Here is a 15389-nt window from a genome sequence, read left to right as displayed (position 1 = left end):
TGTGGGGCTTACATTTCGACCTGAGTACCCAGTTCGATCACCCGGTTCACCGGCAACTTGAAGAACCGCAGGTTACCGTTGGCGTTCTTCAGCATGAAAGCGAACAACCCTTCACGCCAACGGGCCATGCCTTCGAGCTTGGAAGCGATGACCGTCTCACGGCTGAGGAAGTAGGTGGTGCGCATCGGGCTGAAGTCCAGCTCATCGAGATGGCACAGCTTCAGGGCTTCTGGCACATCCGGTTCGTCGATAAAGCCGAAGTGCAGGATCACCCGGAAGAACCCCTGACCATAAGACTCCACCTCGAAACGCCGTTGCGCAGGAACTCGCGGAGTGTCCTCGTTCTGCACAGTCAGCAACACTACCTGCTCATGCAGCACCTGGTTATGCAACAGGTTGTGCAATAAGGCATGAGGTACCGCATCCGCCCGGGCCGTGAGGAAAACCGCCGTACCTTGCACGCGATGGGGCGGCTGCACACTGATACTGCTGATAAATATCGGCAACGGCAGGCCACCTTCGTCCAGACGATCCACCAGCAACTGCTTGCCGCGCTTCCAGGTGGTCATCAGGATGAACAGCACAATCCCCGCCAATACCGGAAAGGCACCGCCCTGAATGATTTTCGGCACGTTGGCGGCGAAGAACAGCCCGTCCACCAGCAGGAAGCCGATCAGGATCGGTACCGTCAAGATCGGCGGCCATTTCCACAGCAACAGCATCACCGCCGCAACCAGAATACTGGTGATCAACATGGTCCCGGTCACTGCCACGCCGTAGGCCGAAGCCAGCGCACTGGAAGACCCGAAGCCGAGCACCAGCAGGATCACCCCGACCATCAGCGCCCAGTTCACCGCACCGATATAGATCTGGCCTTTTTCAGCGCTGGAGGTGTACTGGATGTGCATGCGCGGTATGTAACCCAGCTGGATCGCCTGAAGGGTCAGGGAGAACGCGCCGGAGATAACCGCCTGGGAAGCAATCACCGTGGCCAGGGTCGACAGGATCACCAACGGAATCAGCGCCCAACCCGGTGCCAGCAGGTAGAACGGGTTCCGCGCCGCTTCCGGGTTTTCCAGCAGCAATGCGCCCTGGCCGAAGTAGTTCAGCACCAGCGCCGGCAGCACGAGGGCGAACCAGGCACGAGCGATCGGCTTGCGACCGAAGTGGCCCATGTCCGCATACAAGGCTTCAGCACCGGTCAGTGCCAGTACCACCGCTCCCAGAATCGCCAGGCCCACGCCCGGATGAACGCTGAAGAAGCGCACGCCCCACGCCGGATTGAGCGCATGGAGCACTTCGGGATGCTGGACGATGCCATGAACGCCCAGCACACCCAACAGGACGAACCACAACACCATCACCGGCCCGAACAGCTTGCCGATTCGGTCCGTGCCGTGCTTCTGGATCAGGAACAATCCGACCAATATGATCAGTGACAGCGGCACGACCCAGCGTTCGAGCCCATCGAATGCCAGCTCCAGACCTTCGACTGCTGACAATACCGAGATCGCCGGGGTGATCATGCTGTCGCCGTAGAACAGCGAGGCGCCGATCAGGCCGAGAATCACCAGCACCATCCGCAGCCGCGGATAGGGCGCAGCCGCGCTCCGGGCCAGCGCAGTAAGGGCCATAATCCCACCCTCGCCCTGGTTGTCAGCCCGCAGAATGAACAGCACGTATTTGATCGAGACCACCCAGATCAGCGACCAGAAAATCAGCGCCAGAATCCCCAATACTCCGTCATGGCTGACCGTAACCCCATAACCGCCGGAAAACACCTCTTTGAGGGTGTACAAGGGGCTGGTGCCGATATCGCCGTAAACTACCCCGACCGCCGCCACCAACATTCCCAAGGGCCTCGCCCCGGAATGCTCAGAGCCCACCGCCTGACTACTTGCCTGACCCATCAACCACTCCTACTACTCAGACCCGGACTTCTTTGAAAGAAGCACTATGCTTTGCCGTGCAGCATGCGCTGTTTTTCTTATCGTTACAGTCGATTTGTCGACCGTAAAAACTCTCTATCGCGCGACGCGGCGAAGCATAGCGCAGCAGTCGTCGCATTTCCCTGCATAAAGCTGGTCAAGTGCGCTGCCCATCGCTAGAATTGCGCACTTTTTGATCAGAGGCGCGCCAAGCGCCCGTCCGTCGCCTTGCCGCTCACGGCTGGAGGCGTCACAAAACACCGAGGTTAGACATGTCCACCACAACGCCAGCCAACCCCAAAGTTGGCTTCGTATCCCTGGGTTGCCCGAAAGCACTGGTCGACTCCGAGCGCATCCTTACCCAACTGCGCATGGAAGGCTATGACGTCGTGTCCACGTATCAGGACGCCGATGTCGTGGTGGTCAATACCTGCGGCTTCATCGACTCGGCCAAGGCCGAGTCCCTGGAAGTCATTGGTGAAGCCATCAAGGAAAACGGCAAAGTCATCGTTACCGGTTGCATGGGCGTAGAAGAAGGCAATATCCGCAACGTTCACCCAAGCGTGCTTGCGGTGACCGGTCCGCAGCAATACGAGCAAGTGGTCAACGCTGTACACGACGTCGTGCCGCCGCGTCAGGATCATAACCCGCTGATCGACCTGGTACCGCCGCAAGGCATCAAGCTGACTCCGCGTCACTACGCCTACCTGAAGATATCCGAAGGCTGCAACCACAGCTGCAGCTTCTGCATCATTCCCTCGATGCGCGGCAAACTGGTCAGCCGTCCGGTCGGTGATGTGCTCGACGAAGCCCAGCGCCTGGTCAAATCCGGCGTCAAAGAGCTGCTGGTGATTTCTCAGGACACCAGCGCCTACGGTGTCGACGTCAAATATCGCACCGGCTTCTGGAACGGCGCACCGGTGAAAACCCGCATGACTGAACTGTGCGAAGCGCTAAGCAGCCTCGGCGTCTGGGTTCGCCTGCACTATGTTTACCCGTACCCGCACGTCGATGAGCTGATCCCGCTGATGGCCGCCGGAAAAATCCTGCCGTACCTGGACATCCCGTTCCAGCACGCCAGCCCGAAAGTGCTGAAGGCGATGAAACGCCCGGCCTTCGAAGACAAGACCCTGGCACGCATCAAGAACTGGCGCGTGATCTGCCCGGACCTGATCATCCGTTCGACCTTCATCGTCGGTTTCCCCGGCGAAACCGAAGAAGACTTCCAGTACCTGCTCGACTGGCTGACCGAAGCCCAGCTCGATCGCGTCGGCTGCTTCCAGTACTCGCCAGTTGAAGGCGCACCGGCCAACGACCTGAATCTGGACGTGGTACCGGATGACGTCAAACAAGACCGTTGGGAGCGCTTCATGGCGCACCAGCAGGCCATCAGCTCGGCGCGCCTGCAAATGCGCGTCGGCCGTGAAATCGAAGTACTGGTCGATGAAGTCGACGAGCAAGGCGCGGTCGGCCGTTGCTTCTTCGATGCCCCGGAAATCGACGGCAACGTGTTCATCGACAACGGCAGCAACCTCAAGCCAGGCGACAAGGTCTGGTGCAAAGTGACCGATGCCGACGAATACGACCTGTGGGCTGAACAGATCTAAACGCAAAAAATACGAAAAGCCCTGCTCTCTTCACGGGATGCGGGGCTTTTTTACGTCTATCGTTTTGTTCAGCAAAAGGATTTCACCTCACACACAGCACAAGGGGCAGGCGGGCATGCGCCATCATTCGGTCATCCACACACCGAAACACAGCGACTACGAAGAACTGACCCGGGTCTGGGAGGCATCGGTGCGTGCTACTCATGACTTTTTGCCGGACAGTTACATCGACCTGCTGAAAAACCTGGTGCTCACCCGCTATCTGGATGCCGTCATGCTGATCTGCACCCGCGACCGACGCCAGAACATCACCGGGTTCGCCGGTGTCGCGGCGGGCAAGATCGAAATGCTCTTTATCGCCCCCGAACACCGTGGCGAGGGCCTGGGCAAACAACTGCTGCGCTATGCCCTGGAACACCTCAACGCCGATGAACTGGACGTCAACGAACAAAACCCCCAAGCCTTGGGCTTTTATTTCAAACAGGGCTTCGAAGTCATAGGACGCTCGGATCACGACGGCATGGGCCAGCCCTATCCGCTACTGCATATGCGCCTCAAACAGGCAAATCAGCGGGCCCGGCGCGGCTAAAAAACACACGCTTTAAATGGACCCGCGATTAACCGGCGCCAGGCAGGTACAATGGGCGCCCTCTTTTGTTACGGCCCCTGTCATGACTGACCCGATTCGTCTCTCCAAACGCCTGATCGAACTCGTCGGCTGTTCCCGTCGGGAGGCTGAGCTGTTCATCGAGGGCGGCTGGGTAACGGTGGACGGCGAAGTCATCGATGAGCCGCAGTTCAAGGTCGACACGCAAAAAGTCGAGCTCGACCCCGAAGCCAAGGCCACTGCACCGGAGCCGGTGACCATCCTGCTGCACGCGCCGGCGGGTATGGATGCAGAAAGCGCCATGCAATTGATCGGCCCTGAAACCCTGAGTGAAGAACACCGCTTCAGCAAACGCCCACTCAAGGGGCATTTCCTGCGCCTGACCGCCAGCCCCGACCTGCAAGCCAACGCCAGCGGGCTGCTGGTATTCACCCAGGACTGGAAGATCCTGCGCAAACTCACGGCCGATGCCGGCAAGATCGAGCAAGAGTATGTGGTCGAGGTCGAGGGCGAGATGGTCGCCCACGGGCTCAACCGCCTGAACCACGGCCTGAGCTACAAGGGCAAGGAACTGCCGGCGGTCAAAGCCAGCTGGCAAAACGAAAACCGCCTGCGCTTCGCGATGAAAAACCCCCAGCCGGGTGTCATCGCTCTGCTCTGCCAGGCCGTCGGCCTCAAGGTCGTTGCCATCCGCCGCATCCGCATCGGCGGGGTTTCCATCGGCAAAGTACCGATGGGCCAATGGCGCTACCTGTCGGCCAAAGAGAAGTTCTAAGGCTGCCACACACTTTGGCGTCGCAGCTCCCTGCGGCGCCCACAGCTGAATGATCAGGACTGCACACATGATTCATAACGACGTACTGCGCAGCGTGCGCTACATGCTCGACATCAGCGACAACAAGGTCGTCGAGATCATCAAGCTCACCGGTTTCGAAGTCAGTAAAGAAGACCTCGTAACCTACCTCAAGAAAGACGAGGAAGAAGGCTACGTATTCTGCCCGGACGAGGTCATGGCGCATTTCCTCGACGGCCTGGTGATCTTCAAGCGTGGAAAGGACGAAAGCCGTCCTCTGCAGCCAATCGAGCTGCCGGTGACCAACAACATCATCCTGAAGAAACTGCGGGTGGCCTTCGAACTGAAGGAAGACGACATGCACGCGATCCTCAAGGCCGCCGAGTTCCCGGTGTCCAAACCCGAGTTGAGTGCGTTGTTCCGCAAATTCGGCCACACCAACTACCGCACCTGCGGTGATCAACTGCTACGCAACTTCCTGAAAGGCCTGACCCTGCGCGTTCGCGGCTGATTGCCCTGGTTTCAGGTGGCGACTCTGAGCCACCTGAAACCTTATGACTGCTCATTGCGCTGCACAATAATGGCTCCACTGGCCATCAGCCTGGCGAGCACCGCCGGGGCTTACATGACCGGGAACATCATCCACTCGATGGTGAGTTCAGTCTCTGAGATTGGCGGCGGGGCCATAGCGCTCTGTCAGTCACCACCGATCCAGAGGTCGCTCGGGTTATGATGCCCACCCTCACCCCCGCCTCGATCCAGACCATGACCTACAGCGTTTCCCCCATCGGTTTCGTGCGCTCCTGCTTCAAGGAGAAATTCGCCATTCCGCGCCAACCGCAACTGGCTCCTGCCGCTCGCGGAGTTCTGGAACTGGTGGCGCCGTTTGATCAGGGCGATGCCGTGCAAGGGCTTGAGCAGGTCAGTCATGTCTGGCTGCTGTTCCTGTTCCATCAAGCCCTGGAAGACAAACCACGGCTCAAGGTCCGCCCGCCCCGCCTGGGTGGCAATAAATCCATGGGTGTATTCGCCACCCGCGCCACCCATCGCCCGAACGGCATCGGCCAGTCGGTGGTCAGGCTGGACAAAGTCGAGGCCAATCGCCTGTGGATCTCCGGCATCGATTTGCTGGACGGCACCCCTATTCTCGATATCAAGCCTTACGTGCCTTATGCGGACATCGTCAACACGGCGTCCAATAGCATCGCCAGCGCCGCGCCGGACCTTATCCCGGTGCAGTGGACGGACTCCGCCTTGCAACAGGCTCACGAGCACGCTCAGCGCCTGCAAGAGCCTTTAGTTGAGCTGGTCGAGCAGTGCCTGGCCCAAGACCCACGCCCGGCTTACCAGATTCCTGCAGCGGAACGCGAATACGGCGCGCAGTTTTGGGATCTGGACGTGCGCTGGCATTACCCCGAGCCCGGCCTGATCCGAGTACTGGAAGTCATCCCCGCCGAATAAATCGCCAGAAACCAAAAAGCCCGCGCTGCCTTCTCAGGCAACCCGGGCTGATCGTTCCCACGCTCTGCGTGGGAATGCCTCCGGTGACGCTCTGCGTCACAAGAGCTAAAGGCTTACTTCTCGACGAACGCGCGCTCGATCAGGTAGTCACCCGGCTCACGCATACGCGGAGAAACCTTCAAACCGAAGCTGTTGAGCACTTCGCTGGTTTCGTCGAGCATGCTCGGGCTGCCGCACAGCATGGCGCGGTCGTCCTGCGCATTGATCGGCGGCAGACCGATATCGCTGAACAGCTTGCCGCTGCGCATCAGATCGGTCAGACGACCTTCGTTCTCGAACGGCTCGCGGGTCACGGTTGGGTAGTAGATCAACTTGTCACGCAGCGCTTCGCCAAAGAACTCGTTCTGCGGCAGGTGCTCGGTGATGAACTCGCGGTAAGCGACTTCGTTGACGTAACGCACGCCGTGGCACAGGATCACTTTTTCGAAACGCTCGTAGGTTTCCGGATCCTGGATGACGCTCATGAACGGCGCCAGACCGGTACCGGTGCTGAGCAGGTACAAATGCTTACCAGGCTTCAAATCGTCCAGCACCAGGGTGCCAGTCGGTTTTTTGCTGATGATGATCTCGTCGCCTTCCTTCAAGTGCTGCAGCTGGGAAGTCAGCGGACCATCCGGAACCTTGATGCTGAAGAACTCGAGATGCTCTTCCCAGTTAGGGCTTGCAATCGAGTAAGCGCGCATAAGCGGGCGGCCGTTGGGCTGTTGCAGGCCGATCATCACGAACTGACCGTTCTCGAAGCGCAGGCCCGGATCGCGGGTGCACTTGAAGCTGAACAGAGTGTCATTCCAGTGATGAACACTGAGGACACGCTCGTGGTTCATGTTGCTCATGTACGGGGACTCCTGGGAATTTATCTGCGCATGCTCTGCGCCTGCTCTGCAAAAAATGAGCTGCTGAGCGCAATTGCATAGCATTCTAATGGCGGCGACAATATCTGTTAAATGGATTATTAAGATAAGGGTTATCGGTTATATAGATATGCGATTTACTCTCCGTCAACTTCAAGTATTCGTCGCCGTTGCCCAGCAGGAAAGCGTGTCCCGTGCTGCGGGCTTACTGGCGCTTTCCCAATCGGCCGCCAGCACCTCAATCACCGAGCTTGAGCGCCAATCCAGCTGCCAGCTTTTCGATCGCGCCGGCAAGCGCCTGAGCCTCAATGCCCTGGGCCGGCAACTGCTGCCACAGGCCGTAGCCCTGCTGGATCAGGCCAAGGAGATCGAGGATCTGCTCAATGGCAAGTCCAGCTTCGGCTCACTGGCGGTTGGCGCCACGCTGACCATCGGCAATTACCTGGCGACCTTGCTGATCGGCAGCTTTATGCAGCGGCATCCCGAAAGCCAGGTGAAACTCCATGTACAAAATACTGCGAATATCGTGCAACAGGTTGCCCATTACGAAATTGATCTGGGTCTGATCGAAGGCGATTGCAGCCACCCGGATATTGAGGTGCAAAGCTGGGTCGAAGATGAGCTGGTAGTGTTTTGCGCCCCCCAGCATCCCTTGGCCAAGCGCGGCCAGGCGAGCATGGAAGAACTGACGCACGAGGCCTGGATTCTGCGCGAACAAGGCTCTGGAACAAGGCTGACCTTCGACCAGGCCATGCGTCATCACCGCAGCGCGCTGAACATCCGCCTCGAACTCGAACACACTGAGGCGATCAAACGCGCAGTGGAATCGGGACTGGGAATTGGCTGCATATCACGACTGGCGCTGCGCGATGCGTTCCGCCGCGGCAGCCTGGTGGCCGTAGAAACGCCGGATCTGGACCTGGCGCGGCAGTTCTATTTCATCTGGCACAAACAGAAGTACCAGACCTCGGCCATGCGCGAGTTTCTCGAACTGTGCCGCGCCTTCACCGCCGGGGTACAGCGCAGTGACGAAATAGTCCTGCCGACGATCGCTTGAGCGGCCGTTAAATCAGAATCACGGCCCACACCACGGCGATCATGCTCAGGGCGATGAGTTGGGCGGCGCTACCCATGTCCTTGGCATTTTTCGACAAGGGGTGCAGATCAAGGGAAATCCGGTCGATCGCCGCTTCCACTGCCGAATTGAGTAGCTCGACAATCAATGCCAGCAGACACACGGCGATCAGCATTGCCCGCTCTACCCGACTGACGTTGAACAGAAGGCTTAACGGAATCAGGATGACGTTGAGCAACACCAATTGACGAAAAGCCGCTTCTCCCCTGAAGGCAGCACGCAAGCCGTCGAAAGAGTAGCCGGCGGCATTGAGGATGCGTTTAAGACCCGTTTGACCTTTGAAAGGCGACATAAAGTAGACAACTGAAAAAATGAGTGGGGAAACTAGTTCAATGAAAGTTAAAAAAGCGTGAAGAAACAGGCTGTTACTGGGTCGAAATTGACTCAAGTTGTTGCAAGAGCAAAGCCGCCTGAGTCCGGGTGCGCACCCCCAGTTTGCGGAAAATCGCCGTCACGTGGGCTTTGATCGTCGCTTCCGAAACGCCCAGTTCGTAGGCAATCTGCTTGTTCAGCAACCCCTCACAAACCATGGTCAGTACGCGAAACTGCTGGGGAGTCAGACTGGCCAGTCCATCTCTGGCGGCTTTGGCCTCGTCCGAGACGCTTACCGCTTCGAAAGCCTGCGGCGGCCACCAGACATCGCCGTCCAAAACGCTACGCACCGCTTGCTGAATGACTTCCAGTGAACTGGATTTGGGGATGAAACCGCTCGCACCAAACTCACGGGAGCGCACCATAATCGATGCCTCTTCCTGTGCCGAAACCATCACCACCGGGATCTGCGGATATTGGCCGCGCAACAACACCAGCCCGGAAAAACCGTAAGCACCCGGCATGTTCAGATCCAGCAACACCAGGTCCCAGTCAGCCTTTTCGGTCAGACGGGTTTCCAGTTCCGCAATGCTCGCAACCTCGACCAGACGAACCTCGGGGCCAAGGCCCAGCGTCACCGCCTGATGCAGCGCGCTGCGAAACAACGGGTGATCATCGGCAATCAGGATTTCGTATGTGGCCATTTTTCAAATGATCCTGTTTTTACGGGAGGCCTGATGAATTCAGTCCTCGCCAACGCAACACAAGGCGACAGCCAAAAATGCTGTACCCGCAAGGCGCGTTCAACGCCAGGAGTCCAGCAAACCAGCGTTCAAAACTTCAGTCGCGCCTTAATCGGCGCCAAGCATGCCCAGCGAAGGCGGGGTGGTCAAGCTGGATGCTTTGCGGCAAAGTCATCGACTAACTAATAAGAGTGCCATCATGCGAAGCCAAGCCTTGCGTGCCGATATCCTGATGCTTGTAACCGCCATGATCTGGGGATCGGGATTTGTCGCACAAACCTCAGGGATGGATCATATCGGTCCTTACCTTTATTCCGGCCTGCGCTTTGCCCTTGGCTCGCTCTGCCTGCTACCGCTGGTGCTGCGTGGCAATCACCATCACACCAAACCAGAGCCCTTGCTTACCCGCGGCCTGCTAATGGGCGGGGGGCTGATGGGCCTGGCACTGGCTCTCGGAATCAACCTCCAGCAAGTTGGCTTGTTATTCACCAGCGTGACCAATGCCGGCTTCATCACCGGCCTCTATGTCATTGTAGTGCCACTATTGGGCCTGATCATTGGCCACAAGACGGGGCTGGGCACCTGGTTCGGCGCAATATTGGCGGTAGTCGGGATGTTTCTGCTCAGCGTAGGCGAGAACTTTCAGGTCGCCCCAGGGGACTGGCTACAGCTCACCGGAGCCATTGTCTGGGGTGGGCATGTGGTGTTGGTCGGGGTTTTCGCCAGCCGTCATGACCCGATTCGCCTGGCCTTCCTGCAATTTGCCACGTGCTCATTGGTCAGCCTGGTCCTGGCGTTGTGCTTTGAGACCTTGCAGTGGAACGCAATTATCGCCGCCGGTCCGGCCATTCTGTATGGCGGCATCGTTGCAGTGGGCATTGGCTACACACTGCAGGTGATTGCACAAAAGGATGCAATCGCCTCGCACGCAGCAATCATCTTCTCACTGGAAGCTGTCTTCGCAGCTATTGCCGGTGCCTGGCTGCTCGATGAGTCTTTGCAACTGCGTGGCTATTTCGGCTGTGCGTTGATGCTGATCGGGATGCTGGTGGCGCAGCTCTGGCCAAAAAGGCCGGAGTTGGTGATTGCATGATCGCTAGAGAAAAGGTTTCAGACGTGTGTGGGTTTCATCGTTCGGGTCGATCACCTGTTGATATTTCGCCGCCAGATAATGCGTACTGAACACATCCAGATAAGCGTCCAGTACTTCACTGGCCGGTTGATCCTCGGCCAGCTCCAGGCATAAGGCAGCAACTTCTGCGGTGCAGAAGTGATCGTCGCGCTTGGAGCGCCGCAATTTATAGCGTGAGAGCTGCTCGGGCTCCAGGCTGAGCACCGGCAAGTGTTCCAGGTAAGGACTCTTGCGGAACATTTTGCGCGCTTCGCTCCAGGTGGCGTCCAGCAGAATGAACAGCGCACGCTTGCCCTGCTCCAGCTTGACCTCGGTCACCACACGCTCCGGCGCGACAAACTCGCCTGGAAATACAATGTAGGGTTGCCACTGCGGGTCAGCAATCAGCGCCAACAACCCCGGTTCGACTTCCGTACGCGACCACGGGAACGCACTGGTGTCAGCAATGACATCGGCAATCAGCCAGCCGGTATTGCTCGGTTTCAGCGGTTCGACATCATGCATTACCAGGCACATCGCCGATTTGGCCGAAACCTGCGGCCGCCACACACACATGCAGTGGCTGGGGATCACTCGGCAACCCGGGCAACGTTCCGCCCGCGAACCACGTGCGACAAAAGGTTTGACCGCACGGGCCAGGCGTTGGGCACGCAAGCGGGAAACGGCGTGGCTCATGGTAGCTGAAGGTGGCAAGAGGAAAGAATCGACACGAAAAGAACTCGGTTGGCCAATAAAGTCGTCGCAGTTTACCAGAGCAACCTGCGCAAGCCTGTACCGTCCACCCCTGCTCCCCCTATAATTCGCCGCCATTGAACGCACAGTCCCGTGGCGGGTCGAAGCACCAGTCACTGAACCAGGAGAGTTTCATGCTGCGCCTTATCGTTCCCACCGTTGCCCTTCTGCTGGCGCTGCCCTTCACTGCCCAGGCTGCGTCCAAACAAGACTACGAACTGAGCAAGATGCTGGAACAGGTTGCCACGCAAAGCAGTGCTGGCACCCCACGGGCGATCAACGAGGACATTCTCGATCAAGGCTACACCGTTGAAGGTAAAGAGCTGATCAACCACCTCAGCGTGCAGTCAAGCCATGCAGAAAAAATGCGCGCGAACCCACAAGCGGTGTATTTCCAGTTAGGCGCTACCGTCTGCCGTAACGAGAGCTATCGCAAGTTGATGGCTAAGGGGGCGATCATGCGCTACGAATTTACTGAATATAAAACCAATCGCCCGGTAGCCTCTGAACGCTTCAAAGAGTCTGACTGCCTACAGCAGAAAAAGAAGAAGTAATCACTGCTCTGCTGCGCGTCGCTGCTGATCATCGGCGCGCAGCTCTGCCACCAACACCTGCAAATACCGCGAACGCCGCTCAGAACCCTCCAGACGTCGCCGACACTCTTCCTCAAAACTCAGATGATTGGCCGCAGCCGCCGATTGCAACAACCGATACAGCTGCGTATCGATTTCCAGAACCACACTGGTCATTTCAAGCCTCCTTGCATCCGCCGATTCGCCAATAATTGCGCGATCAAACCCTCAGCCCTATGCCTTGCGTCCCACCTTGACGCAAAGATGTCTTACTGCGGCTGTAACTTAGTAAATCAGAGCTGACACAGCCCTGCACAGGTTCTGACGAGCGGTGAAACCCCGTTGCGAATCAGCAGTAAGCTGTTGCCAGCCAAGACTTTCCGGGCACATGATCAAGCCAGCAAAAACCGCCTGGAGGGTCTAGATTCAGAGTGTGCCGGTTAACTTTTTTGGGGCAGAAAAGGGGGTTGCCCAACAGCGTCTTGCAGTGCGAATGTTTCTTTCATCCAAGGAAAAAACAGAGCCCGTATGGATGACTCGATCGCCACAGTCAATGTTTCAGGCACTGTCGAGTCAGGTGTAATGCTCAGGCGTTAGTCTGGGTTGACAGCGACACATGGAGTGTCGTGGCGCTAGCGAATATCTCGCCGGTACCAAGGGGTCTGTCCAGAAGGAGAAGTTGAATGCCTTACCAACCGAATGACCTCCTAAGCCGTCATTTTCAAAGCAACGGTAGCGACCTCACCAGCAAGGTCGAAGAGCAACTCAACCTGGTTGCACCCAATAGCCCGAATACCCCGATTTATCGCGACATGATGCTGACTGTCTTGCGCATGGCCCAGGAAGACCACAATCGCTGGAATGCCAAGATCACCCTACAAGCCCTGCGCGAACTGGAGCATGCCTTCCGTGTGCTGGAACAGTTCAAAGGTCGACGCAAGGTCACCGTCTTTGGCTCGGCACGTACGCCGATCGAACACCCCCTCTACGGTCTGGCCCGGGAACTCGGTGCGACCCTGGCTCGCTCGAACATGATGGTCATCACCGGCGCCGGCGGAGGCATCATGGCTGCCGCCCATGAAGGCGCTGGTCTCGAACACAGCCTTGGATTTAATATCACACTGCCATTTGAGCAGCATGCGAATCCAACCGTCGAAGGCACAGCCAATCTGCTGCCATTCCACTTTTTCTTTACCCGCAAGCTGTTTTTCGTCAAAGAGGCCGACGCCCTGGTGCTTTGCCCTGGCGGCTTTGGCACGCTGGACGAAGCGCTGGAAGTACTGACACTGATCCAGACCGGCAAAAGCCCGCTGGTACCGGTGGTGCTGTTGGACGCTCCGGACGGCAGTTTCTGGCAAGGCGCTCTGGACTTTATTCGCAATCAACTGGAGGACAATCGCTACATTCTTCCCAGCGACATGAAACTGATTCGCCTGGTGCATAGCGCCGATGAAGCCGTGGAGGAAATCAACCAGTTCTACAGCAACTTCCACTCCAGCCGCTGGCTGAAGCATCAGTTTGTGATTCGCATGAACCATAAACTAAGCGAGCAGGCGCTTGAGCACATGCAGAAGGCCTTTGCCGACCTCTGCCTGAGCGATCACTTTCATCAGCATGCTTACAGTGGAGAGGAGCACGACGAAGCACAGTACAGCCATCTGGCGCGACTCTCGTTCACCTTCAACGCCCGCGATCACGGTCGTCTGCGTGAACTGGTCGACTTCATCAACCTGCCGGAAAACTGGGCCAAGGCTCAGAACAAGACACAACAACGTGCACGGGAACCAATCAAGGTCACTTGATCGACAAGCAACTCAGTGGTTCGCGCCCTCTAACGTAAACAGTGGGGCGAGCCATATCAGTCAGTCATCCGTCCCACGGCCGCTCAACAAGCGGCCGATCATTTCCATTGAATAACCCCGATAACTCAGAAAGCGGCCTTGTTTGGCACGCTCGCGGGCGTCTATCGGCAAATGCCCGGCAAACTTGCGACGCCAGGTATCTTCCAGTTGCTCTTGCCAACTGATACCACACTCACGCAAGGCGAGTTCAATATCGGCACGTTGCAGACCGCGCTGGCTCAACTCTTCGCGAATGCGCAAAGGGCCATAACCGGAACGGGCACGGTAGGAAACAAAGCTTTCGAGGTAACGGGATTCGGACAGCAGGCCCTCTTCCGTCAGACGGTCAAGTGCTGTGTCGATCATTTCAGGAGAGGCGCCGCGCTGACGCAGTTTACGCGTCAGCTCGACTCGACCGTGCTCGCGTCGCGCGAGCAGGTCCATTGCGGTTCGCCGCACCGCGACGAGTGTATCGAGTACGGCGTTCATCGGATCGATCAGATATCAGCGTCGGCCAGATCGTCAGCAGTCTCGCGGATCGCATTGGCTTTCACGTCCGGCGTCGCCGTCAGCAGCTTGTCGCGGATCTGCTTCTCAAGGGCCGCGGCAACATCCGGGTTGTCCTGCAGGAACTTGGCCGAGTTGGCCTTGCCCTGACCGATCTTGCTGCCATTGTAGGCATACCAGGCTCCGGATTTTTCCACGAAGCCATGCAGTACGCCGAGGTCGATCATCTCGCCGTTCAGGTAGATACCCTTGCCGTAGAGAATCTGGAACTCAGCCTGACGGAACGGCGGAGCCACTTTGTTCTTGACGACTTTGACGCGGGTTTCGCTACCGACGACTTCGTCACCTTCTTTCACCGCGCCAGTACGGCGGATATCCAGACGAACCGAAGCGTAGAACTTCAGCGCGTTACCACCGGTGGTGGTTTCCGGGCTGCCGAACATCACGCCGATTTTCATACGGATCTGGTTGATGAAGATAACCAGGCAATTGGCGTTCTTGATGTTACCGGTGATTTTACGCAGTGCCTGGGACATCAGACGGGCTTGCAGGCCCACGTGCATGTCGCCCATTTCGCCTTCGATCTCGGCTTTTGGCACCAGAGCTGCCACGGAGTCGATGACGATCACGTCGATGGCGTTGGAGCGCACCAGCATGTCGGTGATTTCCAGCGCTTGCTCGCCGGTATCCGGCTGGGAGACCAGCAGGTCATCAACGTTGACGCCCAGTTTGCCAGCGTATTCCGGATCCAGTGCGTGCTCGGCGTCGACGAAAGCGCAGGTGGCACCCATCTTCTGTGCCTGAGCAATCACGGAGAGAGTCAGTGTGGTTTTACCGGAAGATTCCGGACCGTAGATTTCAACGATACGGCCTTTTGGCAGGCCGCCAATGCCGAGTGCGATATCCAGCCCCAGAGAGCCAGTGGAGATAGCCGGGATCGCCTGACGGTCGTGATCGCCCATACGCATTACGGCACCCTTGCCGAATTGACGTTCGATCTGACCCAGGGCCGCAGCCAAGGCTTTCTTCTTGTTGTCGTCCATTAAAGTCCTCACGTAATCAATAAGGCCTGACGGCCAACACCTGTATAAGTAGCCAGTATTATTCC

The 15389-nt window shown here is 57.7% G+C and carries 17 protein-coding genes and 1 pseudogene; 10 read left to right on the top strand and 8 right to left on the bottom strand.

The annotated features are described in order from the left end of the window. Nucleotides 1-8: 8 nt before the first annotated feature. Nucleotides 9-1850 carry a potassium transporter Kup gene (locus AC07VR_RS01850; protein ID WP_495010375.1) on the bottom strand — a complete coding sequence of 614 codons (1842 nt, stop codon included), beginning with the start codon at nt 1848-1850 and terminating at the stop codon, nt 9-11. A gap of 350 nt (nt 1851-2200) precedes the next feature. Between AC07VR_RS01850 and rimO the strand changes: the two genes are divergently transcribed. The 6 genes and pseudogenes from rimO to tsaA all read left to right on the top strand — a co-directional run bounded on the left by rimO (nt 2201) and on the right by tsaA (nt 6396). Further along, a complete protein-coding gene (gene rimO / locus AC07VR_RS01845; protein ID WP_494992597.1) occupies nt 2201-3535 on the top strand; it encodes a 30S ribosomal protein S12 methylthiotransferase RimO in 1335 nt (444 codons plus the stop codon). Nucleotides 3536-3650: 115 nt separating this feature from the next. Next, on the top strand, nt 3651-4124 hold the full coding sequence (locus AC07VR_RS01840; RefSeq protein ID WP_494992596.1) for a GNAT family N-acetyltransferase: 474 nt from the start codon (nt 3651-3653) through the stop codon (nt 4122-4124). Nucleotides 4125-4206: 82 nt separating this feature from the next. After that, the gene (locus tag AC07VR_RS01835) at nt 4207-4917 is read left to right on the top strand and encodes an rRNA pseudouridine synthase (protein ID WP_494992595.1); all 711 of its coding nucleotides are present in this window, start codon (nt 4207-4209) and stop codon (nt 4915-4917) included. Between the two features lie 67 nt (nt 4918-4984). Further along, a complete protein-coding gene (locus AC07VR_RS01830) occupies nt 4985-5446 on the top strand; it encodes a YehS family protein (protein ID WP_494992594.1) in 462 nt (153 codons plus the stop codon). A gap of 69 nt (nt 5447-5515) precedes the next feature. Further along, a pseudogene (locus AC07VR_RS01825) lies at nt 5516-5604 on the top strand (3-oxoacyl-ACP reductase); the annotation flags it as partial. Nucleotides 5605-5700: 96 nt separating this feature from the next. Further along, complete coding sequence (gene tsaA, locus AC07VR_RS01820) at nt 5701-6396, top strand: tRNA (N6-threonylcarbamoyladenosine(37)-N6)-methyltransferase TrmO (RefSeq protein WP_495010374.1); 696 nt, start codon at nt 5701-5703, stop codon at nt 6394-6396. A 113-nt stretch (nt 6397-6509) separates the two neighbouring features. Here the strand turns inward: tsaA and fpr are convergent, their stop codons facing one another. Next, the gene (gene fpr, locus AC07VR_RS01815; RefSeq protein WP_494992593.1) at nt 6510-7289 is read right to left on the bottom strand and encodes a ferredoxin-NADP reductase; all 780 of its coding nucleotides are present in this window, start codon (nt 7287-7289) and stop codon (nt 6510-6512) included. A gap of 148 nt (nt 7290-7437) precedes the next feature. Here fpr and AC07VR_RS01810 point away from each other — a divergent pair, with 148 nt between their 5' ends. Further along, nucleotides 7438-8364: a LysR family transcriptional regulator gene (locus AC07VR_RS01810; protein WP_494992592.1), complete on the top strand. Its 927-nt coding sequence runs from the start codon at nt 7438-7440 to the stop codon at nt 8362-8364. Nucleotides 8365-8371: 7 nt separating this feature from the next. On the opposite strand, the gene AC07VR_RS01805 is transcribed toward AC07VR_RS01810, so the two are convergent. Next, entirely contained in the window at nt 8372-8734 is a 363-nt protein-coding gene (locus AC07VR_RS01805) for a diacylglycerol kinase (protein ID WP_494992591.1), read from the bottom strand. 73 nt (nt 8735-8807) lie between these two features. Further along, nucleotides 8808-9458, bottom strand: a complete 651-nt coding sequence (gene erdR, locus AC07VR_RS01800; RefSeq protein WP_494992590.1) for a response regulator transcription factor ErdR — start codon at nt 9456-9458, stop codon at nt 8808-8810. A gap of 238 nt (nt 9459-9696) precedes the next feature. On the opposite strand from erdR, the gene AC07VR_RS01795 reads away from it, so the two are divergent. Then, nucleotides 9697-10590 carry a DMT family transporter gene (locus tag AC07VR_RS01795; protein WP_495010323.1) on the top strand — a complete coding sequence of 298 codons (894 nt, stop codon included), beginning with the start codon at nt 9697-9699 and terminating at the stop codon, nt 10588-10590. A 3-nt stretch (nt 10591-10593) separates the two neighbouring features. Here AC07VR_RS01795 and AC07VR_RS01790 read toward each other — a convergent pair whose 3' ends face one another. Next, nucleotides 10594-11304: a tRNA-uridine aminocarboxypropyltransferase gene (locus tag AC07VR_RS01790; RefSeq protein ID WP_495010322.1), complete on the bottom strand. Its 711-nt coding sequence runs from the start codon at nt 11302-11304 to the stop codon at nt 10594-10596. A gap of 191 nt (nt 11305-11495) precedes the next feature. Between AC07VR_RS01790 and AC07VR_RS01785 the strand changes: the two genes are divergently transcribed. Next, nucleotides 11496-11915 (top strand): quorum-sensing-regulated virulence factor family protein, encoded by a 420-nt coding sequence (locus AC07VR_RS01785; protein ID WP_494992587.1) that lies wholly within the window; start codon nt 11496-11498, stop codon nt 11913-11915. On the opposite strand, the gene AC07VR_RS01780 is transcribed toward AC07VR_RS01785, so the two are convergent. Continuing rightward, nucleotides 11916-12110, bottom strand: a complete 195-nt coding sequence (locus AC07VR_RS01780; RefSeq protein ID WP_494992586.1) for a hypothetical protein — start codon at nt 12108-12110, stop codon at nt 11916-11918. Nucleotides 12111-12616: 506 nt separating this feature from the next. Here AC07VR_RS01780 and AC07VR_RS01775 point away from each other — a divergent pair. After that, nucleotides 12617-13735: an LOG family protein gene (locus tag AC07VR_RS01775; protein ID WP_495010321.1), complete on the top strand. Its 1119-nt coding sequence runs from the start codon at nt 12617-12619 to the stop codon at nt 13733-13735. A gap of 60 nt (nt 13736-13795) precedes the next feature. On the opposite strand, the gene recX is transcribed toward AC07VR_RS01775, so the two are convergent. Both recX and recA read right to left on the bottom strand, forming a co-directional pair. After that, complete coding sequence (gene recX, locus AC07VR_RS01770; protein WP_494992584.1) at nt 13796-14263, bottom strand: recombination regulator RecX; 468 nt, start codon at nt 14261-14263, stop codon at nt 13796-13798. An 8-nt stretch (nt 14264-14271) separates the two neighbouring features. Beyond that, complete coding sequence (gene recA, locus AC07VR_RS01765; RefSeq protein WP_494992583.1) at nt 14272-15324, bottom strand: recombinase RecA; 1053 nt, start codon at nt 15322-15324, stop codon at nt 14272-14274. Nucleotides 15325-15389: the final 65 nt, after the last annotated feature.

The sequence above is a fragment of the Pseudomonas sp. GW821-FHT02H09 genome, assembly GCF_059421425.1.
This window is presented reverse-complemented; position numbering and strand designations above follow the sequence as displayed.

What these genes read in the sequence shown, in the direction of transcription:
- AC07VR_RS01785 (WP_494992587.1), top strand. Translation starts at nt 11,496, where the DNA reads ATGCTGCGCCTTATCGTTCCCACCGTTGCCCTTCTGCTGGCGCTGCCC.
- AC07VR_RS01790 (WP_495010322.1), bottom strand. Translation starts at nt 11,304, where the DNA reads ATGAGCCACGCCGTTTCCCGCTTGCGTGCCCAACGCCTGGCCCGTGCG.
- AC07VR_RS01830 (WP_494992594.1), top strand. Translation starts at nt 4,985, where the DNA reads ATGATTCATAACGACGTACTGCGCAGCGTGCGCTACATGCTCGACATC.
- AC07VR_RS01810 (WP_494992592.1), top strand. Translation starts at nt 7,438, where the DNA reads ATGCGATTTACTCTCCGTCAACTTCAAGTATTCGTCGCCGTTGCCCAG.
- AC07VR_RS01835 (WP_494992595.1), top strand. Translation starts at nt 4,207, where the DNA reads ATGACTGACCCGATTCGTCTCTCCAAACGCCTGATCGAACTCGTCGGC.
- AC07VR_RS01805 (WP_494992591.1), bottom strand. Translation starts at nt 8,734, where the DNA reads ATGTCGCCTTTCAAAGGTCAAACGGGTCTTAAACGCATCCTCAATGCC.
- recX (WP_494992584.1), bottom strand. Translation starts at nt 14,263, where the DNA reads ATGAACGCCGTACTCGATACACTCGTCGCGGTGCGGCGAACCGCAATG.
- AC07VR_RS01795 (WP_495010323.1), top strand. Translation starts at nt 9,697, where the DNA reads ATGCGAAGCCAAGCCTTGCGTGCCGATATCCTGATGCTTGTAACCGCC.
- AC07VR_RS01775 (WP_495010321.1), top strand. Translation starts at nt 12,617, where the DNA reads ATGCCTTACCAACCGAATGACCTCCTAAGCCGTCATTTTCAAAGCAAC.
- recA (WP_494992583.1), bottom strand. Translation starts at nt 15,324, where the DNA reads ATGGACGACAACAAGAAGAAAGCCTTGGCTGCGGCCCTGGGTCAGATC.
- erdR (WP_494992590.1), bottom strand. Translation starts at nt 9,458, where the DNA reads ATGGCCACATACGAAATCCTGATTGCCGATGATCACCCGTTGTTTCGC.
- AC07VR_RS01780 (WP_494992586.1), bottom strand. Translation starts at nt 12,110, where the DNA reads ATGACCAGTGTGGTTCTGGAAATCGATACGCAGCTGTATCGGTTGTTG.
- AC07VR_RS01840 (WP_494992596.1), top strand. Translation starts at nt 3,651, where the DNA reads ATGCGCCATCATTCGGTCATCCACACACCGAAACACAGCGACTACGAA.
- AC07VR_RS01850 (WP_495010375.1), bottom strand. Translation starts at nt 1,850, where the DNA reads ATGTTGGTGGCGGCGGTCGGGGTAGTTTACGGCGATATCGGCACCAGC.
- tsaA (WP_495010374.1), top strand. Translation starts at nt 5,701, where the DNA reads ATGACCTACAGCGTTTCCCCCATCGGTTTCGTGCGCTCCTGCTTCAAG.
- fpr (WP_494992593.1), bottom strand. Translation starts at nt 7,289, where the DNA reads ATGAGCAACATGAACCACGAGCGTGTCCTCAGTGTTCATCACTGGAAT.
- rimO (WP_494992597.1), top strand. Translation starts at nt 2,201, where the DNA reads ATGTCCACCACAACGCCAGCCAACCCCAAAGTTGGCTTCGTATCCCTG.